The 291-nt window shown below is 68.7% G+C and carries 1 protein-coding gene; it reads left to right on the top strand.

Features of this window, described 5'->3' with window-relative positions; genetic code table 11:
- The coding region (locus ACLHZ1_RS20765) for a hypothetical protein (protein ID WP_427263559.1) at window positions 1–291 on the top strand (291 nt) is incomplete at both ends.

Genomic DNA, 291 nt, shown 5'->3' with positions numbered 1-291 from the left:
AAGACACCGACGACGACGGCACCATCGACCGCACCGAGATCAGCGGCCAGGTAAACGTGGCAGTGACCCTGCCGGGCGAGGCCCAGGCCGGTGACACCCTCAAGGTGAGCGGCCAGGCCGACCGGGTGCTGACCGACGCCGATATCCTTGCTGGCAAGGTGGGTTACGAGTTTGACCGTCCGGCCGATGGCGCGGCGCTGACCGTGACCGCCACCCTGGTGGATGCGGCGGGCAATGTCTCGCCGGAAGGTAGCGACAGCGCGGTGATGGGCGACACCACTGCCACCGCGG

It is taken from the genome of Aeromonas sobria (assembly GCF_050266975.1).
Classification (GTDB): Bacteria; Pseudomonadota; Gammaproteobacteria; order Enterobacterales; family Aeromonadaceae; genus Aeromonas; species Aeromonas sobria_B.
The sequence above is the reverse complement of the archived record's forward strand: the minus strand, read 5'-3'. Positions and strand labels throughout refer to the sequence as shown.